The organism is Pseudomonas sp. B7(2017), from assembly GCF_002112745.1.
Lineage (GTDB): Bacteria > Pseudomonadota > Gammaproteobacteria > Pseudomonadales > Pseudomonadaceae > Aquipseudomonas > Aquipseudomonas ekonensis.
Genome location: NZ_NEIP01000004.1, coordinates 85,467 through 106,835, shown reverse-complemented (window position 1 = coordinate 106,835; position 21,369 = coordinate 85,467). Strand labels below are relative to the sequence as shown.

Below are 21,369 nucleotides of genomic sequence, written 5' to 3'. Positions count from 1 at the left end.
AAGTCCGGTCGTTTGGTTATGCAAGCCTCCTCCGAGCTCATCGAGGAGTGTTCATGCTAACCCAGGAAGAGGATCAGCAGCTGGTCGAGCGCGTTCAGCGTGGCGACAAGCGGGCGTTCGATCTGCTGGTGCTGAAGTATCAGCACAAAATTCTCGGGTTGATCGTGCGTTTCGTGCACGACACCCATGAGGCCCAGGACGTTGCGCAAGAAGCCTTCATCAAGGCATTCCGAGCGCTTGGCAACTTTCGCGGAGACAGCGCGTTCTATACGTGGCTTTACCGCATCGCCATCAACACGGCGAAGAACTATCTGGTTTCACGCGGCCGCAGGCCGCCGGATAGCGATGTCAGTTCCGAAGACGCAGAGTTCTACGACGGCGATCATGGCCTCAAGGATCTCGAATCGCCAGAACGCGCATTGCTGCGGGATGAGATCGAAGGCACCGTCCATCGAACCATTCAGCAATTGCCGGAAGATTTGCGCACGGCGTTGACGCTGCGCGAGTTCGACGGTCTGAGTTATGAAGACATTGCGAGCGTCATGCAATGTCCGGTGGGTACCGTGCGCTCCCGGATCTTCCGCGCCCGGGAGGCCATCGACAAAGCCCTGCAGCCGTTGTTGCAGGAAAACTAAAGACAGCGGCGACAGCCAAGAGAGGAACGCCATGAGTCGGGAAGCCCTGCAGGAATCGCTGTCCGCAGTGATGGATAACGAAGCGGACGAATTGGAATTGCGTCGGGTGCTCAATGCACTGGACGATGTTGAAACCCGTGAAACCTGGGCTCGCTACCAGATCGCTCGGGCAGCCATGCACAAGGATCTGCTGCTTCCGCGTCTGGATCTCGCTGCGGCGGTCTCTGCTGCGCTGGAAGACGAAGCCGCTCCGGCCAAGGTTTCCCGCGGCCCGTGGCGCAATCTCGGTCGCCTGGCTGTTGCGGCGTCGGTGACCGTGGCCGTGCTGGCCGGCGTGCGCCTGTACAACCACGACGAAATCGCTGGCGTGGAACTGGCTCAGCAGTCCAACCAGCCGACGTTGGCCGTGCCTCAAGTCAAGGGCCCGGCGGTTTTGGCAGGCTACAATGAGAGTTCGGAAGCCACAGGTCCCATGGCCAACGGCGTTCTGCAAGGCCAGCCAGGCTGGCACGATCAGCGTCTGCCAGGCTATCTGCGCCAGCATGCCCAGCAGGCCGCACTCAAGGGAACTGAAAGCGCACTGCCTTACGCGCGTGCAGCCAGCCTGGAAAACCGTTAAGGAGGATCATGCGCGCCATACCGCTACTCTCGCTTCTGCTTGGCGGCTGGTTCATCGTTCCAGCCCATGCCGACGACGCCCAGGACTGGTTGACCCGTCTGGGCCAGGCCGAACAGCAGCAGAGCTTTCACGGCACTTTCGTCTACGAGCGTAACGGCAGTTTCTCTACCCATACCATCTGGCATCGCGTCCAGAACGGCCAGGTTCGCGAGCGTCTGCTTCAGCTCGACGGATCGGCGCAGGAAGTGGTGCGGGTGGATGGACGGACGCAATGTGTCAGTGGCGCACTGATTGCGGGGCTGGGGGATTCTCCGAATTCCGCCGCCCGCCCCCTCGATCCTCAAAAACTCAAGAATTGGTACGAACTTGCCGTCATTGGCAAGTCGCGCGTGGCCGGACGTGAAGCGGTGATCGTATCGCTGACGCCCCGCGACCAGCACCGCTACGGTTTCGAACTGCATCTGGACAAACAGACGGGCCTGCCCCTCAAGTCGCTTCTGCTCAACGACAAAGGCCAGTTGCTCGAGCGTTTTCAGTTCACCCGCCTCGATACCTCTGAAATCCCTTCCGACAGCGACCTGCAGGCAGGATCCGACTGCCGCGCCGTCGCCCTGGACAGCGACAAGGCGTCCGCCGTCAAGGCTGCCCAGGTCTGGCATTCGGACTGGCTGCCGCCGGGCTTCGAGCTGACCAGCAGTACCTCGCGCAAGGATCCGGAGACCAAGACCCAGGTCAGCAGTCTGATGTATGACGATGGCCTGGCGCGCTTCTCGGTGTTCCTGGAGCCGCTCAACGGCGCCACGGTCACGGATACTCGGACTCAGCTCGGCCCGACCGTTGCGGTGTCCCGTCGCCTGACCACGCCCGAGGGCGAAATGATGGTGACCGTGGTCGGTGAGATCCCGATCGGCACCGCCGAACGAATTGCCTTGTCGATGCGCAATGATGGCGCCGCAACCAGCAAGCAGTAAGCCGATTCCGGCCAGGCTGTTTGCGCTGCTTCGTCGACATGCAGAAATGTTTGCTGAGCATTTTCATTTGCAAAACACCCGATTTTTTTCTATAGGTCAGAGCCTCTCGGCTCTGGCCTTGTCTGTCGTTCCCGGAACAAAAATGCCGGCCCGCAGTTTCCGGCGTTCCTTGCTCCATATCGCTTAACCCTGCTCGTCGTAACGGGAGCTGTATGTCGATACCTAGCTTGAAGTCCTATCTCTCCATTCTCGCCACCGTGCTGGTGCTCGGTCAGGCCGTGCCCGCCGTTCAGGCGGCCGAGCTGCCTGATTTCACCCAGCTGGTCGAGCAGGCCTCGCCTGCGGTGGTGAACATCAGCACCACGCAGAAGCTGCCCGACCGCAAGGTGAACCAGCAGATGCCGGACCTGGAAGGCTTGCCGCCGATGCTGCGCGAGTTCTTCGAGCGCGGCATGCCGCCGCAGCAGCGTTCGCCCCGCGGCGACCGTCAGCGTGAAGCCCAGTCGCTGGGTTCGGGCTTCATCATCTCGTCTGACGGCTACATTCTGACCAACAACCATGTGATCGCCGACGCCGACGAAATCCTCGTCCGCCTTGCCGACCGCAGCGAAATGAAAGCCAAGCTGATCGGCACCGACCCGCGCTCCGACGTGGCCCTGCTGAAGATCGACGGCAAGGACCTGCCGGTGCTCAAGCTCGGCAAGTCCCAGGATCTGAAGGCCGGCCAGTGGGTGGTGGCGATCGGTTCGCCGTTCGGCTTCGACCACACCGTGACCCAAGGCATCGTCAGCGCCGTCGGCCGCAGCCTGCCGAACGAAAACTACGTGCCGTTCATCCAGACCGACGTGCCGATCAATCCGGGCAACTCCGGCGGTCCGCTGTTCAACCTGAACGGTGAAGTGGTCGGCATCAACTCGCAGATCTACACCCGCTCCGGCGGCTTCATGGGCGTGTCGTTCGCCATCCCGATCGACGTGGCGATGGACGTCTCCAATCAGCTCAAGAGCGGTGGCAAGGTGAGCCGCGGCTGGCTGGGCGTGGTCATCCAGGAAGTGAACAAGGATCTGGCCGAATCGTTCGGCCTGGAGAAACCGGCCGGTGCGCTGGTGGCCCAGATCCAGGATGACGGCCCTGCCGCCAAGGGTGGCCTGCAAGTGGGCGACGTGATCCTGAGCATGAACGGTCAGCCGATCGTCATGTCCGCCGACCTGCCGCATCTGGTCGGTGCGCTGAAGGCGGGCGCCAAGGCCAACCTGGAAGTGATCCGCGACGGCAAGCGCAAGAACATCGAGCTGACCGTCGGTGCGATTCCCGATGAGGACAAGGACACGGACGTGCTGCCGAAGTCCGGTGTCGAGAGCACCAGCAACCGTCTGGGCGTGTCGGTCGGCGAGTTGAGCGCCGAGCAGAAGAAAACCTACGACCTCAAGGGCGGCGTGGTCATCAAGGAAGTCCAGGACGGCCCTGCGGCGCTGATCGGCCTGCAGCCGGGCGACATCATCACTCACCTGAACAACCAGGCCATCGGTTCCGCCAAGGAGTTCGCCGAGATCGCCAAAGCGCTTCCGAAGAACCGCTCGGTGTCGATGCGGGTGCTGCGTCAGGGACGCGCCAGCTTCATCACCTTCAAGCTGGCCGAGTGATCAGGTCGTCAATCCAATAAAAAACCGCCTCGAAAGAGGCGGTTTTTTTATGCCCGCAGTTTAATGCCAGCGGGCAGGCTCAGCCCATCATGTCCTTGATCATGCGCTCCTGTTCCATCAGTTCGCGCTGACGGGCATCGATGCGTGACGACAGCGGGAAATTGTTGCCGGCCTTGCGCTTGGCGAAGTCCAGTTGCTGGATCGCCTGCCGGTAATCGCCCACCAGGGCGAAATACTCGGCGCGGGCCTGGTGCAGGCCGATGATGTTGCCGGACAGGCCGCGGGTCTCGGCCACCTGATACCACACGTCCGGATCGTCCGGGCGCGACTTGAGCAGGCTGTCCAGGGCCTTTTCCGCATCGGCGGCGCGGTTCTGCTTGAGCAGCAGGTCGACCCGCACCTGGTTCAGCGGGTAGTTGCCGGGAAACTGCGTGAGCAGCCGGTCGACCCGCGACTGGGCGTCGGGCAGACGGTTGTTGGTGATGTCCAGGTCGACCTGGGCCAGGTTGTAGATCAGTTCGTTCGGGGACTTGGCCAGCAACTGCTTGAGGTTTTCCCGGGCGTCATTCAACTGGCCGCCCTTGATCTGGGCAATGGCCAGGCCGTAGCGGGCGACGTCGTTTTTCGGGTTCTCGTCCAGCTGCGCACGGAAGCGCTTGGCGCCCAGCCCTGGGGTCTCTTCGTAGATCAGCTGCACGCGGGCGCGGATCAACTGATAGCGCAGGCTGTCTTCGATGCCGCCGGGCTTGGCCTGTTCGGCGCGGTTGCGGGTGTCGGCGATCCGCGATTCGGTGACCGGGTGAGTCAGCAGGAATTCCGGCGGTTTGGCGTCGAAGCGGTACTGGCGCATCAGGCGCTCGAACATGGTCGGCATCGAGCGCGGGTCGTAGCCGGCCTTTTCCAGGTTGAGGATGCCGATGCGGTCGGCTTCCTGCTCGTTCTGACGCGAGAAGGTGCGTTGCGACTGGATCGCCGCCGCCTGGGTGCCGGCGATGGTTGCGATGCCCGCATCTCCGCCGCCGGCGGCCGCGATGACGATCCCGGCCAGCAGGGCGGCCATCATCGGCACCTGCATCCGCTGGGAGGCTTCGACGCCCCGGGCGAAGTGGCGTTGGGACAAGTGCGCCAGTTCGTGGGCCAGCACCGAGGCGTATTCGCCTTCGGTCTGGGCGTTGAGGAACAGGCCGCCGTTGACCCCGACCACGCCGCCGGGCGCGGCGAAGGCGTTGAGCTGCGGGCTGTTGATCAGGATGAACTCCAGGCGCCGGTCGCTGACCTGGCTGGTCTCCACCAGCTTGTAGACGCTGGACTCGACGTAGTCCTTGAGCTGCGGATCGTTCAGTTGGGAAACCTGGCTGCGCAGCAGCGCCAGCCAGGCACGGCCCAGCTGGTATTCCTGTTGCGGCGAGACAATGGCAGAGCTGGCATCACCGAGTGACGGCAGATCGTCGGCGAAGCCCGGAGAGGCGAGCAGGCAAGCGAGCGTCAGCAGGGTAGGGCGCAGAAAAGTCATGCACAAAGCCTTAGTCGACAAAGACCTTACTGTAGCCGGACACCGGGCCTGCGACCAGATATTCTAGGCGGCCTGACCCACCTGATCCGGAGTGACGCATGAACGACGCTGTAGCCCATGACCGCGAACTGGACGCCAGCGGCCTGAATTGTCCGTTGCCGTTGCTCAAGGCCAAGATGGAGCTCAACAAGCTGCCCAGCGGCGCGGTGCTCAAGGTGATCGCCACGGATGCGGGTTCCCAGCGCGATTTCCGCACCTTTGCCAAATTGGCCGGTCATACGCTGCTGCGCGAAGAAGACGAGGCGGGCGTCTACCGTTACTGGTTGAAAAAAGCCTGAAACCGACAGCGTTCAAGACCTAAGGAATATTGATGTTCAAAGTGTTACGCGACTGGGTTCAGCGCTACTTCTCCGATGAAGAGGCGGTGGTGCTGGCGGTGCTGCTGTTTCTCGCCTTCACGGCGGTGCTCACCTTGGGCGGCATGCTCGCGCCGGTGCTGGCGGGGATGGTGCTGGCTTACCTGATGCAGGGGCTGGTGGTCACCCTCGAACGGCTGCGCATGCCCGGCGGTGCGGCGGTGGGGCTGGTGTTCGCGCTGTTCATGGGCGTGCTGATGGTGTTCATCGTGGTGGTGCTGCCGCTGCTCTGGCATCAGTTGATCACGCTGTTCAACGAATTGCCGGGCATGCTCGCCAAATGGCAGTCGCTGCTGTTGCTGCTGCCGGAGCGTTATCCGCACCTGGTCTCCGACGAGCAGGTGCTGCAGGCCATCGAGGCGGCGCGGGGCGAGATCGGCAAGTTCGGCCAGTGGGCGCTGACGTTCTCGCTGTCGAGTCTGCCGCTGCTGGTGAACGTGATGATCTACCTGGTGCTGGTGCCGATCCTGGTGTTCTTCTTCCTCAAGGATCGGGCGATGATCGGCGAATGGGTGCGCGGCTATTTGCCGCGGGAGCGGGCGCTGATCACCCGGGTCGCCCAGGAAATGAACCGACAGATCGCCAACTACATCCGCGGCAAGGTCATCGAGATCGTGATCTGCGGCGGGGTGACGTACATCGCCTTCGTTGCGCTGGGCCTCAACTACGCCGCGCTGCTGGCCTTGCTGGTGGGCGTGTCGGTGGTGGTGCCGTATGTCGGGGCGGTGGTGGTGACCGTGCCGGTGCTGCTGATCGCGCTGTTCCAGTGGGGCTGGAGCGACCAGTTCATCTACCTGATGGCGGTGTACGGGATCATTCAGACCCTGGACGGCAACGTGCTGGTGCCGTTGCTGTTTTCCGAAGCGGTCAACCTGCACCCGGTGGCGATCATCTGCGCGGTGCTGTTGTTCGGCGGGTTGTGGGGGTTCTGGGGCGTGTTCTTCGCGATTCCCCTGGCGACGCTGTTCAAGGCTGTGCTGGATGCCTGGCCGCGCAAGGAGCCGGTGGTGGCCCCGCTGCTGTAGGGCGTGTTGCGGTGGCGCCCGAGAGGGCGCCACAAAGGCATCAAGCCTTGTTCAGGGCCTGCGCCGCCGCCAGAACCTCGTCCACATGCCCCGGCACCTTCACGCCACGCCATTCCTGACGCAGCACGCCGTTCTTGTCGATGAGGAACGTGCTGCGATCCACGCCCATGTATTCCTTGCCGTACAGCTTCTTCAGCTTGATCACGTCGAACAGCTGGCAGACGGCCTCGTCCTTGTCGCTGATCAGCTCGAACGGGAACTCCTGCTTGCACTTGAAGTTCTCGTGGGACTTCAGGCCGTCGCGGGAAACCCCGAAGATTTCCGTGTCGGCGGCCTGGAACGCGGCGTACTGGTCGCGAAAGCCCTGGCCTTCGGTGGTGCAGCCGGGGGTGCTGTCCTTCGGATAGAAGTAGATCACCACCTGCTTGCCCTTGAGGCCCGCGAGGCTGACGGTTTTCCCGCTGGTGGCGGGGGCTTCGAAATCGGCAACCGGTCGGTCGATCACAACGGCCATGAAAGCTTCCTTCTTACATTGGGTTCTGTGGGCGCCACGGTTCGATCAGCGCGTCCAGGTTCATCGCGTCGGCGAAGTCCAGGAACTGGTCGCGCAGCCAGCTGATCTGGGTGCCGGCCGGCAGGGTCACGGTGAACGTGGCGTTGAGCATGGTGCCGCCGGTCTGCGGGGCCTGGTAGGTGTCGCAGGTCAGGTTCTCCAGGTCGATGTTGTGGTCGGCGAAGAACTGGCACAGCTCGCTGATGATGTCGGAGCGGTAGGCCGAGCTGACGTAGGCCACGTAGGGCAAGGCCTGCGGGCGGTTTTCCAGGGCCGCGCTGCGCACCACGTTGACGGTGAAGGCATGGCGCTTGGCCAGGACCGGCAGGCTGCTCTCGAGGCGGGCCAGGCCGTCCCAGCTGCCCGAGATCTCGAGCACCAGCGCGCTGCACTCGCCGTGGCGGGTCAGGCGCGAGGTGACCACGGCGCAGCGGTTTTCATGGCTGGCGCGGCACAGCACGTTGGTCAGCTCCATGGGGTTGGCGCCGAGGGCACTGATGACAAGGAATTGTTCGCGAACTGTGGGGGTGGACATGCAGCGTTCCTAAAGCGATGAGCGGTCGGTAGTCATTAGAGGGCATCGCCTGTCGGGGAGTGCCTGAACAGGCCTGTGCGCAAGGCCCCGGCAACGTGCTTCGTCGGCGTCCGCCGTGGCGGGAGCGTCCGGCGGCGACGCTGGAACGGGGCCCGGAGGGCCGATTCGGGAGGCTGGAACCCGGCATGCGAGCCGATCTGTACCGATCAAAGCCTGAAGGGTAGCGAAAAGCGGCGCCAAGGGGAATGGCGGCAGCGCAGTACTTCGCTTGTGCAAGCATGTTGGCGCCAGTACCATTACCGCTCTCTTTTTCCGGCAGGAGCGGTTTCATGATTGCGGGCAGTATGGTGGCATTGGTCACACCCATGGATGCACAAGGGCGTCTAGACTGGGACAGCCTCAGCAAACTCGTGGACTTCCACCTCAAGAACGGCACCCATGCCATCGTCGCGGTCGGCACCACCGGCGAGTCGGCGACCCTTGACGTCGAAGAACACATTGCCGTCATCAAAGCCGTGGTCAAACAGGTCGCCGGCCGCATTCCGGTCATCGCCGGCACCGGCGCCAACTCGACCCGTGAAGCCGTCGAACTGACCCGCAACGCCAAAGAGGCCGGCGCCGACGCCTGCCTGCTGGTGGTGCCGTACTACAACAAGCCGACCCAGGAAGGCCTGTACCAGCACTTCAAGCACATCGCCGAAGCGGTCGACATCCCGCAGATCCTATACAACGTCCCCGGCCGCACCTCCTGCGACATGCAGGCCGAGACCGTGATCCGCCTCTCCACCGTGCCGAACATCATCGGCATCAAGGAAGCCACCGGCGACCTCAAGCGCGCCAAGGCGATCCTCGATGGCGTGAGCAAGGACTTCATCGTGCTGTCCGGCGATGATCCGACCGCCGTCGAACTGATCCTGATGGGCGGCAAGGGCAACATCTCCGTCACCGCCAACGTCGCCCCGCGCGAAATGGCCGACCTGTGCGAGGCCGCGCTGGAAGGCAACGCCGAGAAGGCGCGGGCCATCAACGAAAAACTGATGCCGCTGCACAAGGACCTGTTTATCGAAGCCAACCCGATCCCGGTGAAGTGGGCTTTGGCTGAAATGGGCCTGATGCACGAAGGCATCCGCCTGCCGCTGACCTGGCTGAGCGCTCCTTGTCATGAAACGCTGCGCTCGGCCCTGCGCCAGTGCGGCGTCCTGGTTTAATTGAGGAAGTACAACGCATGAAGCGAATGGCCGGACTTTCCGCACTTGCCTTGATTATCTCCAGCACCAGCGGCTGTGGATGGATCTGGGGCCCGGAAGGTTATTTCCGTGACCGTGGCAGCGACTACCTGCAGGCGCAACAGACCGCGCCGATGCAACTGCCGTCGGGTGTCAGCACCTCCAAGCGTCTGGATCCGCTGTTGCCGATCCCGCGCAACGTGGCTGACGACACCGCAAAAGGCGAGTACGTGGTTCCTCGTCCGCAACCGCTGTCGGCCATCGCCGACGCCGGTGACTACTCGCTGCAGAAGAGCGGCGATTCGCGCTGGGTGATGGCCCAGCATCCGCCGGCCGAAGTCTGGCCGGTCGCCGTGCAGTTCTTCCAGGACAACGGCTTCCGTCTGGACGAGCAGCGTCCGCAGACCGGCGAGTTCACCACCACCTGGCAGCATTCCGATGAGCTGTCCGCCTCCATGGCCAAGCGCCTGAGCGCGGCCGGCGTCGGCGCCGACAGCGAAACCCGCGTGCGGGTGCGCATCGAGCCTGGCGTGCAGCGCAACACCAGTGAAGTCTATGTGGTCAGCGCCGAGCGTCCTGCCGGCAGCACCGCCGACGTGGCGTTCACCAACCGTTCGGTCAACACCGGCCTGGACGCGGCGCTGGTCGACGACATGCTGGCGAGCATGAGCCGCACCTCCGAGAAGGGCGGTTCGGTGTCGATGCTGGCCTCCCGCGATTTCGACGCGCCGAGCCGCGTCAGCCTCAGCGAAGACGGCAGCGGCAACCCGGTGCTCAACGTCGGCAGCGACCTCGACCGTGCCTGGTCGAGCGTCGGCCGTGCGCTGGAGCAAGGCGAATGGCGCGTGGAAGACATCAACCGCAGCCTGGGCCTGTACTACATCAACCTGGCCGAGAAGGCCGAGAAGAAAGACGACAAGCCCGGTTTCTTCAGCAGCCTGTTCGGCAGCAAGCCTGACAAGGAAGAAGTCGAAGCCCGTGCCGAGCGCTATCAGGTTCGCCTGAGCAAGGTGGGCGAGAACGTCCAGGTGACCGTCGAGAAGAACATCAACACCGTGGCGCCGGCCGAAGTGGCCCGCAAGGTGTTGAGCGTGATTCAGGACAACCTGGGCTGATCCGATGCGTTTCGCCGTTCTCGGCAGCGGTAGCCAAGGGAACGGCACGCTGGTCGCCAGCGCCGATACGGTAGTGCTGGTGGATTGTGGCTTCTCCCTGCGGGAAACCGAAAAACGCCTGTTGCGCCTGGGTGTGAACCCGGCGCAACTGAGCGCGATACTCGTGACCCACGAACATGCCGACCACGTGCATGGCGTGGGTTTGCTGTCTCGGCGCTACAATCTGCCTGTCTATCTGAGCCGCGGCACGTTGCGCGGGATGCGCAAGCCGATTGACGCCACCGGTTTCGTCGCCGGCGGCGAGCGGTTGCAGATCGGCGCCTTGAGCATCCAGGCCATTGCCGTGGCCCATGATGCGCAGGAGCCGACCCAGTATGTGTTCAGCGACGGCGAGCGGCGTTTCGGCCTGCTGACCGACCTGGGCTCTTACTGCGAACAGGTGCTGGACGGCTACCGGGATCTCGATGCGTTGATGATCGAGGCCAACCATTGCCGCGATTTGCTGGCCCGCGGTCACTACCCGTACTTTCTCAAGCAGCGGGTGGGCGGCGAGCGGGGACATCTGAACAACCATCAGGCGGCATTCCTGGTGGCCGAGTTGGGTTGGCAAGGCCTGCAACACCTGGTTCTGGCCCATCTCAGCAGCAAGAACAACCTGCCGCAGCTGGCCCGGCAATGTTTCGTCGACACCCTCGGGTGCGACCCGGACTGGCTGCAACTGGCCGATCAAGATTCAGGGCTCGACTGGCGCCACATCGCCTAGCCCACCTATTTAGCAAGCGGAGCCCATCATGGAAAAACGTGAAGAACTCTACCGCGGCAAAGCCAAATCGGTTTACAAGACCGACGACGCCGACCGCCTGATCCTGCTGTTTCGCAACGACACCTCGGCGTTCGACGGCAAGCGCATCGAACAGCTCGACCGCAAGGGCATGGTGAACAACAAGTTCAACGCCTTCATCATGCAGAAGCTCGAAGCGGCCGGCATCCCGACCCAATTCGACAAGCTGCTGGGCGACAACGAGTGCCTGGTCAAGAAGCTCGACATGATCCCGGTCGAGTGCGTGGTGCGTAACTATGCCGCCGGCAGCCTGGTCAAGCGCCTGGGCGTCGAAGAGGGCATGAAGCTCAACCCCTACACCTTCGAGCTGTTCCTGAAGGACGACGCCAAGGGCGATCCGTTCATCAACGAATCCCACGTCGTGGCGTTCGGCTGGGGCACCGCCGAGCAGCTGGTGCGCATGAAGGAACTGTCCCTGAAGGTCAACGACGTCCTGAGCAAACTGTTCGACGACGCCGGCCTGCTGTTGGTGGACTTCAAGCTGGAATTCGGTGTGTTCAGCGACGGCTCCATCGTCCTGGGCGACGAATTCAGCCCGGACGGCTGCCGTCTGTGGGACAAGGACACCAAGAAGAAAATGGACAAGGACCGCTTCCGCCAAGGCCTCGGTGACGTCATCGAAGCCTACGAAGAAGTGGCCCACCGTCTGGGCGTACCGCTTTAATCGACGCAAGCATCTGATAGCACGGAAAAAATTTGCGTCAGGGGGTTCGCTTCCGGCAAAAGTGTTGTTATGATGCGCGCCGTTGGAGAGATGCCAGAGTGGCCGAATGGGACGGATTCGAAATCCGTTGTACCTTCGCGGGTACCTAGGGTTCGAATCCCTATCTCTCCGCCATTATTTGAAAAGCCCCGTAGCTGAGAAGCTACGGGGCTTTTTGTTTGCGCCGAAGAAAGCCGGCCGAACGCGGGCTTGCCTTTCGCGATAACTGACTAAACTTTCCGGTTCAGGGTCATGGGCCGCCGGCCTCTTCCGGCAGCCATTTCAATCCGTGAGGTTTGGCCATGGCAAAAGGCAAGAAGAAGGACGTCGAAAAAGGCAAGGCGACCGAAAAGACCAAGCTGTCGAGCAAGGACTACCTGGCCGAGCTGCGCCGTCTGCATGTCGAGCTGGTGAAGATGCAGGAGTGGGTGACGGCCAATGGCATCAAGGTCTGCATCATTTTCGAGGGGCGTGACGGGGCGGGGAAGGGCGGGACGATCAAGGCGATCACCGACCGGGTGAGCCCGCGGGTGTTCCGCGTGATCGCGCTGCCGGCGCCGACCGACCGCGAAAAGAGCCAGATGTACATCCAGCGCTATCTGCCGCATCTGCCGGCCGGCGGCGAGGTGGTGATCTTCGACCGCAGTTGGTACAACCGCGCCGGGGTCGAGCGGGTGATGGGCTTCTGCACCGACAAGCAGGTGGAGAAGTTTCTGCAGACCGTGCCGCTGGTGGAACGGGCCATCGTCGATTCGGGGGTGATCCTGCTCAAGTACTGGCTGAACGTCAGCCAGGAGGAGCAGACCCGCCGGCTCGAAGAGCGCATCACCGACGGGCGCAAGATCTGGAAGCTTTCGCCCATGGACCTCAAGTCTTACAGCCGCTGGTACGACTACTCCAGGGCCCGCGATGAGATGATCGAAGCCACCGACACCGGCTACGCGCCATGGCTGGTGGCCGACTCGAACGACAAGCGACGGGCGCGCCTGAACATCATTTCCGACCTGCTCAGCCGCATACCGTACAAAGAGGTGCCCAGGGAAAAGGTCGTCTTGCCCAAGCGGCAGAAGTCGGGTGGCTATCGGGAGACGAATTACCCCTTCAAGCACGTTGTGGAGCGCTTCTGACCCATGGGCCGCCGAAACCGCCGGGTATGGCAGATGCGGCGGCCTTTGCCGGCCTCAGATCTCCTTGACCGGCGTCTCTGCGTGCACGCCTTTGATCAATTCGATCACGTGCAGGCAGTCCGCCTTGTTCACGTAGGACTCCCCGCTGGCGACGGTTTCGTGGTTCCCGGCCCTCAGCCGCCAGCGCCATTGGCCCTTGCCGGTGCTCAGGGTGCCTTTGGATTGTCTGTAGATCTCGAAATACATTCAGTTCGCTCCATGCGATTGGGATATTGCGACACGCTGTGACGCACCGACGCAAGCCTAGCGGAGCTGGCTTTTTTGGCTATCGGGCATTTGTTTCCAATCGTTGGGAGATGTGTGAGCAAGGCCCGGGGCAGGGCGCACGAACCGGCTCCGGACGAGGTGCGATGCCGTCGCCTCATTCTTGCGCCGCCTCTGGCGGTGCTGCTTAATGAGGTACGGCTCAAGGTATTCGATCCCGGTTCGGCAACCGGTCAACACGCCAAGAGAAGAGCAGGCCCGTGAACCATCCGCTCGGGACGCATGTTGCGGGGCCGGTGACGTTGTCGCTGGTGATCCCCGTGTTCAACGAGGAGGACAGCCTCGACGGCTTTCTTGTGCGCATCGGGCAGGTCTTCGCGCGCGAGGCGCAGATCGGGCTTGAGCTGGTGTTCGTCAATGACGGCAGCACCGATGCGACGCTGGAGCGGCTGTTGCGGCATCAGAGGGATGACCCGCGGATCCGCGTCGTCGACCTGAGCCGCAACTTCGGCAAGGAAGCGGCGCTGTCGGCCGGCCTGCAGACTGCCACAGGGCAGATCGTGGTGCCGATCGACGTCGACCTGCAGGATCCGCCCGAAGTCATCCTGCAGATGGTCGCCCGCTGGCGGGAAGGCTATGAGATGGTGCTGGGCCACCGCATCAGCCGCCGCAACGACTCCTGGGCCAAGCAGACCTCCGCCAATTGGTTCTACCGCCTGCACAACAGGATCGCCGACCAACCCCTGCCGGAGAACGTCGGCGACTTTCGCTTGATGGACCGCTGCGTGGTGGACGCGCTGCTGACCCTGCCGGAGTCGAGGCGCTTCATGAAAGGGCTGTTCGCCTGGGTCGGTTTCCGCACCACCCATGTCGATTACGAGCGGCCGCAGCGCGCGGCGGGCAAGAGCAAGTTCAACGGCTGGCGGCTGTGGAATTTCGCGCTGGAGGGCATCACCAGTTTCAGCACCGAGCCGCTGCGGATTTGGACCTACCTGGGGGCGGCGGTGTCGCTGGTGTCCTTTGGCATCGCGATATTCATTGTGGCGCGGACGCTGATCTACGGCGTCGACTTGCCCGGCTATGCCTCGCTGATGGTCGCCGTGACGTTTCTCGGCGGCCTGCAACTGATCGGCATCGGGGTGCTCGGCGAGTACCTGGGCCGCACGTACATCGAAGCGAAGCACCGGCCGGTTTTCCTGGTGCGCCGCATCTACGAACCCAAGGACTGAGGCATGGACCTCAAGGAAGCCGACATCCTGGGCGAGCGCATCGGTGAGCATTGGTACTACGGCGCCAAGGCCGCGGCGATCCGCCGGATGCTGGGGGACGCGCCGGTCAGGCGGATTCTCGATGTCGGCGCCGGTTCAGGGTTCTTTTCCCGCCATCTGCTGGCCTGCACCGCCGCGTGCGAAGCCTGGTGCGTGGACACCGGCTACCCCGCCGACTCCAGTGGGGAGAGCGCCGGCAAACCGGTGCATTACCGCCGTGAACTCGGGGGCGTGGACGCCGACCTGGTGTTGCTGATGGATGTGCTGGAGCACGTCGATGACGACCTCGGCCTGCTTCGGGCCTGCATCGGCCAAGTCCCGTCCGGCAGCCGCTTTCTGATGACGGTGCCGGCCTTTGCGTTCATGTGGAGCGGGCACGACGATTTTCTCGGGCACAAGCGCCGATACACCCTGGGACGGTGCGAGGCCCTGGCCGCCGCTGCGGGCCTGCAAGTGGAGCGGGGCGCCTACGGTTTCGGTGCTGTGTTTCCGTTCGCGCTGGCGTCGCGTCTGCTGGCCGCAGGCTCGGCGCCGCGCTCTCAGCTCAAGCGCCACTCTGCCTTCGTCAATGCGCTGCTCAAGGCGCTGTGCAGGCTCGAATTGCCCCTGATGGGCATCAATCGCCTGGCCGGCCTGAGCGTGTTCGTGCTGGCGCGCAAACCGTGACGGTCGCCGACCGGTCCGCCCTGATCCGTCGCGGCCTGCGTTTCGCCGTGACCGGGCTGTTCGTCACGGCGCTGCATGCGTTGGTGGCGGTGCTGTTCATCCGCTTCGTCAGCCCGCGTCCGCCGGTGGCCAACGGCGTGGCCTTCGCTCTGGCGACGGTGGTGTCGTATGCGCTCAACACGGCCTGGAGCTTCTCCGCGCGGTTGCACGGCAAGACCCTGCTGCGCTTCATGTCGGTGTCGGCGGGCGGTTTTCTGTTGGCGGTGTTCGTGGCGTGGTCGGCGCAGGTTGCCGGCCTGCACTATCTGCTGGGTGTCGCGGCGGTGGCGCTGACGGTGCCTGCCTTCACGTTCGTGCTGCACAACGTCTGGACGTACCGATGACGGACGCCGCAGCCGCCGCGCCGTTTCGATGGACGGCGCCCCCCCTGCCTTTCTACACTGCCGCCATCTGGGGATGGGGGTGAAGGATGAACCGAAATGAACTGCGCAAGGCTGACATCAACCTGATGGTGGTGTTCGAGACGCTGATGCTCGAACGCAACGTGACGCGGGCCGCCGAAAAGTTGTTCCTCGGCCAGCCGACCATCAGTTCGGCGCTCAACCGCTTGCGCACGATGCTCAACGATCCGCTGTTCATCCGCGTCGGTCACCGCATGGAGCCGACGGCCCGGGCCGAAGACATCTTCCGCCACCTCAAGCCGGCGCTGGACTCCCTCTCGGTGGCCCTGAGCCTGACCCGAGATTTCGATCCCGCCGTCAGCACCATGACCTTTCGCATCGGCCTGTCCGACGACGTCGAGTTCGGCCTGCTGCCGCCGGCGCTGCGCACCCTGCGCCAGGAGGCGCCGAACGTGGTGTTCGTGGTGCAGCATGTCGACTACTGGCGGATCCCCGACCTGCTGGCTTCGGGCGACATCACCGTCGGCATCAGCCAGACCCGCGGCCTGCCGGCCAACGCCAAGCGCAAGCTGCTGCGGCACATCCAGCCGAGCATCCTGCGGGCGGACGCCTCCGCCACGCCGCTGACCCTCGATGAGTACTGCGCCCGCCCGCACGTGCTGGTGTCCCACACCGCCAACGTCAGCGGCTACGCCGACGAGTGGCTGGCGGACATCGGCCGCACCCGCCAAGTGGTACTGTCGGTGCCGCAGTACAGTGCGTTGCCGGCGCTGCTGGCCGGCACCGACCTGATCGCCAGCCTGCCGGACTACACGGCCGAGGCGATGGCCGCCTCGGGGCTGCTGTTCAAGGAGCCGTTCCCGTTCAAGACGCCGACACTGGACCTGTCGATGGTCTGGCTCAGCCATGTGGACAGTGATCCGGCCGAGCGCTGGCTGCGCTCGCGGCTTGAGGCGCTGATGAGCGAACGCCCCGCGACCTGACCGACACCGCAGCACCTGTAGGCGCGAGCCCGCTCCTCAGGGATTAGTGATATATGTACGGCCTTTGTGCCCAATGACTGGAGTTCCCCCATGCCGCACCTGCACCTGGAATACACCGCCAACCTGCCGCAGCTGAACGCCGACCTGGCGCTGATCCGGCTCAACAACACCTTGGTGGCTTCCGGTCAGTTCGCCGCGGAGTACGACATCAAGAGCCGTGCGGTGAAGGTCGAGACGTTCAGGGTCGGCACCGCGCCTGGCGAGCGGGCTTTCGTCCATGTGAAGCTGGCGCTGCTCAGCGGGCGTTCGCCGCAGATCAAGCGGCAGTTGTCGGAAAGCCTGCTGGCGGCGCTGCAGGACCTGTGCGAGTGGCCGGCCGGGGTCGACGTGCAGCTGTGCGTGGAGCTGCTGGACATCGACCGCGAGTCCTACACCAAGACCGCCATCGGCGTGTGAGGCTCAGGCGGCTTCCAGCTCCGAGCAGGTCTTGATGACCTGCTCGCGCAGCCAGAGGTTGGCGCTGTCCTGGTCGGCGTTGCGGCTCCACTGCATGTCGAGGGTGAAGCCGGGCAGGCCGTTGGGCGCCTCGCAGTGGTTGAACACCGCGTCGTTGGTCAGCAGGCGCTGGATGCGCCGGGGCAGGGTGAGGATGAAGTCGGTGCCGGTGATCATCTTCAGCGCCGCGCTGTAGCTGTTGGAGCGGGCGACGATCTGGCGCTTCTGCGCCTGGCGCGCCAGCCAGCCGTCGACCATGTTGGTGGTGGACATCCACGGCGTGGGGAACACGTGCCGGCGTTCGGTGAAGGCCTTGAGGCTCAGGCGTGGCTCCAGCGGTGTGGCGCGCTTGTCGAAGACGCAGACCAGATCGTCCTCCAGCAGCATGCGCGATTTCAGGTCGGCATGCTGGCGGTGAAAGTGCGGGCCGAAGCAGATCACCAGGTCGAGGCTGCCGTCGCGCAGCTCGTCGGCGGGCACGTCGGTCTCGAACTTGTGCATGTTGACCATCACCGGCAGATCGTCGAAATCGAAGCGCTTGAGCATCCGCGGCAGGATCAGTTGCTCGAAGTACTCCGGCGCGCAGATGTTGAAGGTGACCGCCTGGGCCGTCGGATCGAACACCGGGGGGCCGGCGTGGCACAGGTTGATGCTTTCGAGGATCTTCTGCACATGGCTGTACATGCCGTCGGCCTTGTAGGTCGGCCGCATGCCCGTGCGAGTGTTGATGAAGAGTTCGTCTTCGAAGCTGGTGCGCAGTTTCTTCAGGCAGTAACTGACGGTGGACTGGCTGACGAACAGCGCCTCCGACACGTCGGTGACACTGCTTTGCTCGTACACGGCGACGAACACCATGAGATCCTGCATGTCGAGCTTTCTAAGCAAGTTACTGTTCAGCATCCGTTCCGTCCTGCAGTGCTCCTTGCGCCGATCCGCGCAAACGTGTGCGGACGATCCTAACGGAACGATGGTGCCAGGAAAAACCCCTGTAGGACATTTTACGGTCAGTTGTGGGACAGAAAGTTCCAGCAACACGACGTGCCGAAGTAAACCCGTAAAAGATGGCCAGAAGCCTCCCCCGCAGGCGGGCTCAAGTCACGCTCAACGGATGTGGCGGGCGTAATGTTTGGGGTCGAAGCGCAGCACCATCAGCAGCATCAGCGCCATCACGGCGGTCAGTGACCACCAGGCGCCCTCGAAGCTGCCCGAGCGGTCGCGGATGAACCCGGCCAGCAACGGCGACAGGCCGGCGATCAGGTAGCCGATCCCTTGCACGAACGCGGTCAGGGCGCCGGCCCGTTGCGGCTCGTCGAGGTGGTCCAGGGACACAATCAGGCTCATGGGAAACAGGCCGCCGATGCCCAGGCCCAGCAGGCAGGGCCACAGCAGGCCCAAGTGGTGCGGGCTGAGGATCAGGCCGCAGAAGCCTGCGATGATCAGCACGAGCAGCCCGCCGAGCACCGCCCGCCGGTCACGGCTGCGGTTGGCGATGGCGGGCACCGTCAGGCCGGCGATCACTTCCATGGCGGTGAGGAAGCCCAGCACCAGGCCGGCGTGCTGTTCGCTGAAGCCTTGCTCCACGTAGTACGGCGCGAGCCAGGCCAGCACGCAGGTGTAGGACGCTGTGCCCAGGCCGAAGAAGAGCGCCAGCCACCAGGCGCGGGCGTTGGAGAAAAAGGATTCCCTCGCGGCCTTCACCGCCGCGACGGGTGAAGCCCCCGAACCTTGCGTCCGCCACGCCAGCGCGGCGCACAGCGCCAAGGCCGACCAGAGCGCCAGCCCTCCGCGCCAGCTGCCGCCGTGCAGCAGCACCAGCGGCGCGAGCGAGGCGGCCAGCGCGGCGCCGCCCATGATCGAGGTGACGTACAGCCCCATGCACAGCGCGACGTGGTCGGGAAAGCGCGATTTGATCAGCGCCGGCATCAGGGCCTGAATCAGCGCAATGCCGATCCCGGCGAGCACCGCACTGGCGATCAGCGGCGGCGCCGAGTCGAGGAACAGCCGCGACAGGCTTGCCAGCCCGATCACCAGCAACGACAGCAGCACCGTACGCCGTTCGCCCAGGCGTCGGCTGATGCCCAGGCCGAAAAACATCGCCAGCCCCATCGCCGTCACCGGCAGCATGGTCAACAGGGAGGCGAGGCTGAAGCTCAACGGGATGTCGCCGCGGATGGCCGACAGCAACGGGCCGACCGCTGCCATCGACGGCCGCAGGTTGAGGGCGACCAGCACGATGCCGAGCATCAGCCAGGCGGCGGGACGGGTGGTCGTGGTGCGTACGCTTTCCATTGACGGGCCTTGGGACGGGAGGCGGTCGATTAGGCGCGCGGGGCCTGTGGGCGGGCAAATCAGAAAGTCTGCGGTGGTATTTAAAAAGTCGATATCACGGCGTGGCAGTCACCCCAGGTGTCGGTTGTGCTGGCCTCATCGCTGGCAAGCCAGGCTCCCACAGGGTTTTGTGGTGTACAGGGAATTTGCGGCCCAGCGAGATCCCCTGTGGGAGCCAGCCTGCTGGCGATGGCGTCAGTGATCGCGCCACCCAGTCTGGGCAAAACCTATGAGCGAACTATTCTCAAATACATCGGGCCAACTATTCGTTGGCTTCTTTTTCACAAAAAATTGATGGTTGCCTGCTTAAAGTTTGTCCCGCCTTGATCAATGAAATTTTCACAATTGGTCACAGCGCTTCTTTCAGGAAATGCCCCTCTTTATGCTGAAGTTAAAAGCCGTGCGCCCGGAATGGGTGACGTTGTTGGCCAGTGCCTTTCTTTTGCTCGGATTCAATGGCGTGCTCTGGCAGCACCTGTCCGACATCACGTCGGCGGACGGCAAAGGCATCGCCATGCGCATCGCGTTCGGCGTCATGATTTTCGCGGCCTACAACATCGTGCTGACGCTGCTGGCGTTCCGGCCGGTGATGAAGCCGCTGCTGAGCCTGATGTTTCTGGTCAGCGCCGGCGTGGCCTACTTCATGAGCCAATATGGCGTATTGATTGATGCGGGCATGTTTCGCAACTTCGCCGAAACCAATGCCACGGAAGTTCGCGACCTGCTGTCCTTGAAGTTGTTTGTTTATATTCTCCTGCTCGGCGTCTTGCCGACCTGGCTGTTGTGGAAAGTTCCGGTCAACTACCGCAAGTGGCACCGGGAACTGTTGAGCAAAGTTATCGTGGGCGTCGCGTCGGCGGCGGTCATCGGCGGGGTGGCGCTGGCCAACTACCAGGGCCTGTCTTCGTTGTTCCGCAATCACCATGAACTGCGCCTGATGCTGGTGCCGAGCAACTACATCGGCGCCTCGGCCGGCTACCTGCGCGAGCAGGTCGCCTCGGTGCAGCAGCCGTTCGTCAAGATCGGCGAAGACGCCCAACGCAATCCGGCCGTGCAGAACCGTCCGCGCAAATCCCTGACCGTGCTGGTGGTGGGAGAGAGCGCCCGGGCGGAGAACTTCGGCATTCTGGGCTACGACCGGGACACCACGCCGAAGCTGGACAAGGAAGCCGGCCTGATCGCCTTCACCGACGTGCACTCGTGCGGCACCGAAACCGCCGTGTCCGTGCCGTGCATGTTTTCCGACATGGGCCGCCAGGACTACGACGCCAGCAAGGCGAAGAACCAGGAAGGGTTGCTGGACGTGCTCAAGCGCGCCGGCCTCGAAGTGATCTGGCGCGACAACCAGTCCGGCTGCAAGGGCACCTGCGACCGGGTCACCGTGCAGGACGTCAGCAACCTGAAAGACCCGGCCCTGTGCGCGAACAGCGAGTGCCGCGACGAGATCCTCCTGCAAGGCCTGCAGGGCTTCATCGACCGCCTGGACAAGGACACCGTGCTGGTGCTGCACCAGATGGGCAGCCACGGCCCGGAATACTTCAAGCGTTACCCCAAGGAATACGAGCATTTCACCCCGGTGTGCGAAAGCAACGCCCTGAACAACTGCAGCCGCGAAAGCATCGTCAATGGCTACGACAACACGCTGGTCTACACCGACCACGTGCTGTCGAGCCTGATCGATGTGCTGCGCAGCAACCAGGACAAGGTCGACACCGCGATGCTGTACCTGTCCGACCACGGCGAGTCCCTGGGCGAGTACAACCTGTTCCTGCACGGCACGCCGTACATGCTGGCGCCGGAACAGCAAAAGCACGTGGCGATGCTGGCCTGGTTCTCCGACAGCTACCAGAAGGCTTACTCGGTCGACACCCATTGCCTGCAACTGAGCCGCGACAAGCCCCTGAGCCAGGACAACCTGTTCCACTCGATGCTCGGCCTGCTGGAGGTGCAGAGCAACGTTTACCGGCATGACCTGGACCTGTTCGCCGGATGCCGCGGCGCGGTGATCGACGGGGTGCTGGCCAAGGACTGAGTCTTCAGAC

General features: G+C 63.5%; 23 protein-coding genes and 1 tRNA gene. 18 read left to right on the top strand and 6 right to left on the bottom strand.

All coding sequences use genetic code 11. The features are described 5' to 3' along the window. Window positions 1-53 precede the first annotated feature (53 nt). The 4 genes from rpoE (at window position 54) to CAG29_RS09525 (ending at window position 3,868) form a co-directional block, all read left to right on the top strand. Window positions 54-635, top strand: coding sequence for an RNA polymerase sigma factor RpoE (gene rpoE, locus CAG29_RS09540; RefSeq protein ID WP_085585129.1), 582 nt, complete (start codon window positions 54-56; stop codon window positions 633-635). Between the two features lie 31 nt (window positions 636-666). After that, window positions 667-1,254, top strand: a complete 588-nt coding sequence (locus tag CAG29_RS09535; RefSeq protein ID WP_085585127.1) for a sigma-E factor negative regulatory protein — start codon at window positions 667-669, stop codon at window positions 1,252-1,254. Between the two features lie 8 nt (window positions 1,255-1,262). Continuing rightward, a complete protein-coding gene (locus CAG29_RS09530) occupies window positions 1,263-2,225 on the top strand; it encodes a MucB/RseB C-terminal domain-containing protein (RefSeq protein ID WP_085585125.1) in 963 nt (320 codons plus the stop codon). A gap of 212 nt (window positions 2,226-2,437) precedes the next feature. Next, window positions 2,438-3,868 (top strand): DegQ family serine endoprotease, encoded by a 1,431-nt coding sequence (locus CAG29_RS09525; protein WP_085585123.1) that lies wholly within the window; start codon window positions 2,438-2,440, stop codon window positions 3,866-3,868. A gap of 79 nt (window positions 3,869-3,947) precedes the next feature. Here CAG29_RS09525 and CAG29_RS09520 read toward each other — a convergent pair whose 3' ends face one another. After that, a complete protein-coding gene (locus tag CAG29_RS09520) occupies window positions 3,948-5,381 on the bottom strand; it encodes a M48 family metalloprotease (protein WP_085585121.1) in 1,434 nt (477 codons plus the stop codon). Between the two features lie 98 nt (window positions 5,382-5,479). On the opposite strand from CAG29_RS09520, the gene CAG29_RS09515 reads away from it, so the two are divergent. Further along, window positions 5,480-5,719, top strand: coding sequence for a sulfurtransferase TusA family protein (locus CAG29_RS09515; protein WP_085585119.1), 240 nt, complete (start codon window positions 5,480-5,482; stop codon window positions 5,717-5,719). Between the two features lie 32 nt (window positions 5,720-5,751). Continuing rightward, window positions 5,752-6,822, top strand: a complete 1,071-nt coding sequence (locus tag CAG29_RS09510; protein WP_085585117.1) for an AI-2E family transporter — start codon at window positions 5,752-5,754, stop codon at window positions 6,820-6,822. A 40-nt stretch (window positions 6,823-6,862) separates the two neighbouring features. Here CAG29_RS09510 and CAG29_RS09505 read toward each other — a convergent pair whose 3' ends face one another. Both CAG29_RS09505 and CAG29_RS09500 read right to left on the bottom strand, forming a co-directional pair. Next, window positions 6,863-7,336 carry a peroxiredoxin gene (locus CAG29_RS09505; RefSeq protein ID WP_085585115.1) on the bottom strand — a complete coding sequence of 158 codons (474 nt, stop codon included), beginning with the start codon at window positions 7,334-7,336 and terminating at the stop codon, window positions 6,863-6,865. Between the two features lie 13 nt (window positions 7,337-7,349). Further along, window positions 7,350-7,910, bottom strand: coding sequence for a glycine cleavage system protein R (locus CAG29_RS09500; RefSeq protein ID WP_085585113.1), 561 nt, complete (start codon window positions 7,908-7,910; stop codon window positions 7,350-7,352). Window positions 7,911-8,239: 329 nt separating this feature from the next. On the opposite strand from CAG29_RS09500, the gene dapA reads away from it, so the two are divergent. The 6 genes from dapA (at window position 8,240) to ppk2 (ending at window position 12,922) form a co-directional block, all read left to right on the top strand. Continuing rightward, on the top strand, window positions 8,240-9,118 hold the full coding sequence (gene dapA / locus CAG29_RS09490; protein WP_085585109.1) for a 4-hydroxy-tetrahydrodipicolinate synthase: 879 nt from the start codon (window positions 8,240-8,242) through the stop codon (window positions 9,116-9,118). 17 nt (window positions 9,119-9,135) lie between these two features. Continuing rightward, a complete protein-coding gene (gene bamC, locus CAG29_RS09485) occupies window positions 9,136-10,251 on the top strand; it encodes an outer membrane protein assembly factor BamC (RefSeq protein ID WP_085637200.1) in 1,116 nt (371 codons plus the stop codon). A 4-nt stretch (window positions 10,252-10,255) separates the two neighbouring features. Further along, window positions 10,256-11,014, top strand: a complete 759-nt coding sequence (locus CAG29_RS09480) for an MBL fold metallo-hydrolase (RefSeq protein WP_085585105.1) — start codon at window positions 10,256-10,258, stop codon at window positions 11,012-11,014. A gap of 28 nt (window positions 11,015-11,042) precedes the next feature. Further along, entirely contained in the window at window positions 11,043-11,756 is a 714-nt protein-coding gene (purC, locus tag CAG29_RS09475) for a phosphoribosylaminoimidazolesuccinocarboxamide synthase (protein WP_085585103.1), read from the top strand. A gap of 84 nt (window positions 11,757-11,840) precedes the next feature. Continuing rightward, window positions 11,841-11,930 (top strand) — tRNA-Ser (locus CAG29_RS09470). Window positions 11,931-12,097: 167 nt separating this feature from the next. Beyond that, window positions 12,098-12,922, top strand: coding sequence for a polyphosphate kinase 2 (gene ppk2 / locus CAG29_RS09465; protein ID WP_085585101.1), 825 nt, complete (start codon window positions 12,098-12,100; stop codon window positions 12,920-12,922). A 54-nt stretch (window positions 12,923-12,976) separates the two neighbouring features. Here the strand turns inward: ppk2 and CAG29_RS09460 are convergent, their stop codons facing one another. Then, window positions 12,977-13,168, bottom strand: coding sequence for a DUF1508 domain-containing protein (locus tag CAG29_RS09460; protein ID WP_085585099.1), 192 nt, complete (start codon window positions 13,166-13,168; stop codon window positions 12,977-12,979). A gap of 278 nt (window positions 13,169-13,446) precedes the next feature. On the opposite strand from CAG29_RS09460, the gene CAG29_RS09455 reads away from it, so the two are divergent. From CAG29_RS09455 to CAG29_RS09435, 5 genes are all read left to right on the top strand, one after another. Beyond that, window positions 13,447-14,415 carry a glycosyltransferase family 2 protein gene (locus tag CAG29_RS09455; RefSeq protein ID WP_085585097.1) on the top strand — a complete coding sequence of 323 codons (969 nt, stop codon included), beginning with the start codon at window positions 13,447-13,449 and terminating at the stop codon, window positions 14,413-14,415. A 3-nt stretch (window positions 14,416-14,418) separates the two neighbouring features. After that, on the top strand, window positions 14,419-15,120 hold the full coding sequence (locus tag CAG29_RS09450; RefSeq protein ID WP_085585095.1) for a bifunctional 2-polyprenyl-6-hydroxyphenol methylase/3-demethylubiquinol 3-O-methyltransferase UbiG: 702 nt from the start codon (window positions 14,419-14,421) through the stop codon (window positions 15,118-15,120). Further along, complete coding sequence (locus CAG29_RS09445; RefSeq protein WP_085694313.1) at window positions 15,117-15,503, top strand: GtrA family protein; 387 nt, start codon at window positions 15,117-15,119, stop codon at window positions 15,501-15,503. Before CAG29_RS09450 ends, CAG29_RS09445 begins: the two co-directional genes overlap by 4 nt. An 86-nt stretch (window positions 15,504-15,589) precedes the next feature. After that, window positions 15,590-16,504 (top strand): LysR family transcriptional regulator, encoded by a 915-nt coding sequence (locus CAG29_RS09440; protein ID WP_085585091.1) that lies wholly within the window; start codon window positions 15,590-15,592, stop codon window positions 16,502-16,504. A gap of 90 nt (window positions 16,505-16,594) precedes the next feature. After that, window positions 16,595-16,960, top strand: a complete 366-nt coding sequence (locus tag CAG29_RS09435) for a 5-carboxymethyl-2-hydroxymuconate Delta-isomerase (RefSeq protein WP_085585089.1) — start codon at window positions 16,595-16,597, stop codon at window positions 16,958-16,960. A gap of 3 nt (window positions 16,961-16,963) precedes the next feature. Here the strand turns inward: CAG29_RS09435 and CAG29_RS09430 are convergent, their stop codons facing one another. Further along, complete coding sequence (locus CAG29_RS09430) at window positions 16,964-17,899, bottom strand: LysR family transcriptional regulator (protein WP_085585087.1); 936 nt, start codon at window positions 17,897-17,899, stop codon at window positions 16,964-16,966. 201 nt (window positions 17,900-18,100) lie between these two features. Continuing rightward, window positions 18,101-19,288: a cyanate transporter gene (locus tag CAG29_RS09425; RefSeq protein ID WP_085585085.1), complete on the bottom strand. Its 1,188-nt coding sequence runs from the start codon at window positions 19,286-19,288 to the stop codon at window positions 18,101-18,103. 421 nt (window positions 19,289-19,709) lie between these two features. On the opposite strand from CAG29_RS09425, the gene CAG29_RS09420 reads away from it, so the two are divergent. Beyond that, a complete protein-coding gene (locus tag CAG29_RS09420; protein ID WP_085694311.1) occupies window positions 19,710-21,359 on the top strand; it encodes a phosphoethanolamine transferase in 1,650 nt (549 codons plus the stop codon). Window positions 21,360-21,369 lie beyond the last annotated feature (10 nt).